We start from the raw sequence: 3,270 nt of genomic DNA on the forward strand, positions 1-3,270 counted from the left end.
TTTGATGCCTGGCAGTTCCCTACTCTCGCATGGGGAGACCCCACACTACCATCGGCGCTACGGCGTTTCACTTCTGAGTTCGGCATGGGGTCAGGTGGGACCACCGCGCTACTGCCGCCAGGCAAATTCTGTTATTAACCCGCTGTTTAGCCGGTCAATGTTATCTGTATCAAGCTGATTATCGATGTCTCTTTTCACCAAAACATCTTTGGCGTTGTAAGGTTAAGCCTCACGGTTCATTAGTACTGGTTAGCTCAATGTATCGCTACACTTACACACCCAGCCTATCAACGTCGTAGTCTTCAACGTTCCTTCAGGACTCTCAAGGAGTCAGGGAGAACTCATCTCGGGGCAAGTTTCGTGCTTAGATGCTTTCAGCACTTATCTTTTCCGCATTTAGCTACCGGGCAATGCCATTGGCATGACAACCCGAACACCAGTGATGCGTCCACTCCGGTCCTCTCGTACTAGGAGCAGCCCCCCTCAATTCTCCAGCGCCCACGGCAGATAGGGACCGAACTGTCTCACGACGTTCTAAACCCAGCTCGCGTACCACTTTAAATGGCGAACAGCCATACCCTTGGGACCTACTTCAGCCCCAGGATGTGATGAGCCGACATCGAGGTGCCAAACACCGCCGTCGATATGAACTCTTGGGCGGTATCAGCCTGTTATCCCCGGAGTACCTTTTATCCGTTGAGCGATGGCCCTTCCATTCAGAACCACCGGATCACTATGACCTGCTTTCGCACCTGCTCGAGCCGTCACTCTCGCAGTCAAGCTAGCTTATGCCATTGCACTAACCTCCTGATGTCCGACCAGGATTAGCTAACCTTCGTGCTCCTCCGTTACTCTTTAGGAGGAGACCGCCCCAGTCAAACTACCCACCAGACACTGTCCGCAACCCGGATCACGGGTCTACGTTAGAACACCAGCCATTAAAGGGTGGTATTTCAAGGTTGGCTCCACGCAGACTGGCGTCCACGCTTCAAAGCCTCCCACCTATCCTACACATCAAGGACCAGTGTTCAGTGTCAAGCTATAGTAAAGGTTCACGGGGTCTTTCCGTCTTGCCGCGGGTACACTGCATCTTCACAGCGAGTTCAATTTCACTGAGTCTCGGGTGGAGACAGCCTGGCCATCATTACGCCATTCGTGCAGGTCGGAACTTACCCGACAAGGAATTTCGCTACCTTAGGACCGTTATAGTTACGGCCGCCGTTTACCGGGGCTTCGATCAAGAGCTTCGCGTTGCCGCTAACCCCATCAATTAACCTTCCGGCACCGGGCAGGCGTCACACCGTATACGTCCACTTTCGTGTTTGCACAGTGCTGTGTTTTTAATAAACAGTTGCAGCCAGCTGGTATCTTCGACTGATTTCAGCTCCATGGGTAAACCACTTCACCTACATATCAGCGTGCCTTCTCCCGAAGTTACGGCACCATTTTGCCTAGTTCCTTCACCCGAGTTCTCTCAAGCGCCTTGGTATTCTCTACCTGACCACCTGTGTCGGTTTGGGGTACGATTTGATGTTACCTGATGCTTAGAGGCTTTTCCTGGAAGCAGGGCATTTGTTACTTCAGCACCGTAGTGCCTCGTCATCACACCTCAGCGTTAAAAAAAGTCCGGATTTACCTAAACTCTCCGCCTACATGCTTAAACCGGGACAACCGTCGCCCGGCTAACATAGCCTTCTCCGTCCCCCCTTCGCAGTAACACCAAGTACAGGAATATTAACCTGTTTCCCATCGACTACGCCTTTCGGCCTCGCCTTAGGGGTCGACTCACCCTGCCCCGATTAACGTTGGACAGGAACCCTTGGTCTTCCGGCGTGCGGGTTTTTCACCCGCATTATCGTTACTTATGTCAGCATTCGCACTTCTGATACCTCCAGCAACCCTCACAGGCCACCTTCAACGGCTTACAGAACGCTCCCCTACCCAACAACACATAGTGTCGCTGCCGCAGCTTCGGTGCACAGTTTAGCCCCGTTACATCTTCCGCGCAGGCCGACTCGACCAGTGAGCTATTACGCTTTCTTTAAATGATGGCTGCTTCTAAGCCAACATCCTGGCTGTCTGAGCCTTCCCACATCGTTTCCCACTTAACTGTGACTTTGGGACCTTAGCTGGCGGTCTGGGTTGTTTCCCTCTTCACGACGGACGTTAGCACCCGCCGTGTGTCTCCCGTGATAACATTCTTCGGTATTCGTAGTTTGCATCGGGTTGGTAAGTCGGGATGACCCCCTAGCCGAAACAGTGCTCTACCCCCGAAGATGAGTTCACGAGGCGCTACCTAAATAGCTTTCGGGGAGAACCAGCTATCTCCCGGTTTGATTGGCCTTTCACCCCCAGCCACAAGTCATCCGCTAATTTTTCAACATTAGTCGGTTCGGTCCTCCAGTTAGTGTTACCCAACCTTCAACCTGCCCATGGCTAGATCACCGGGTTTCGGGTCTATACCCTGCAACTTAACGCCCAGTTAAGACTCGGTTTCCCTTCGGCTCCCCTATTCGGTTAACCTTGCTACAGAATATAAGTCGCTGACCCATTATACAAAAGGTACGCAGTCACACCATAAAGGTGCTCCCACTGCTTGTACGTACACGGTTTCAGGTTCTTTTTCACTCCCCTCGCCGGGGTTCTTTTCGCCTTTCCCTCACGGTACTGGTTCACTATCGGTCAGTCAGGAGTATTTAGCCTTGGAGGATGGTCCCCCCATATTCAGACAGGATACCACGTGTCCCGCCCTACTCTTCGAGTTCACAACACATGCATTTTTGTGTACGGGGCTATCACCCTGTATCGCCGGACTTTCCAGACCGTTCCACTAACACACATGCTGATTCAGACTCTGGGCTGCTCCCCGTTCGCTCGCCGCTACTAGGGGAATCTCGGTTGATTTCTTTTCCTCGGGGTACTTAGATGTTTCAGTTCCCCCGGTTCGCTTCGTTAAGCTATGTATTCACTTAACGATAGTGTGTCGAAACACACTGGGTTTCCCCATTCGGAAATCGTCGGTTATAACGGTTCATATCACCTTACCGACGCTTATCGCAGATTAGCACGTCCTTCATCGCCTCTGACTGCCAGGGCATCCACCGTGTACGCTTAGTCGCTTAACCTCACAACCCGAAGATGTTTCGTAAAACATTCCGCGTTGCGAAAATTTGAGAGACTCGAACACACCGCTTATCTGTTCTTATTACGGAGAACAGACACAGTGTGTCGTTTCAATTTTCAGCTTGATCCAGATTTTTAAAGAGCAAA

Annotated in this window: 2 rRNA genes; both read right to left on the bottom strand. The window is 51.7% G+C overall.

Going from position 1 to position 3,270, the window contains the following annotated elements:
* Nucleotides 1-6: 6 nt before the first annotated feature.
* Nucleotides 7-122, bottom strand: a 5S ribosomal RNA gene (gene rrf / locus LZ634_RS15975).
* 96 nt (nt 123-218) lie between these two features.
* Nucleotides 219-3,125: ribosomal RNA gene (locus tag LZ634_RS15980) — 23S ribosomal RNA — on the bottom strand.
* Between the last annotated feature and the right edge of the window lie 145 nt (nt 3,126-3,270).

Source organism: Kluyvera intermedia, from assembly GCF_021440345.1.
Lineage (GTDB): Bacteria > Pseudomonadota > Gammaproteobacteria > Enterobacterales > Enterobacteriaceae > Kluyvera > Kluyvera intermedia_A.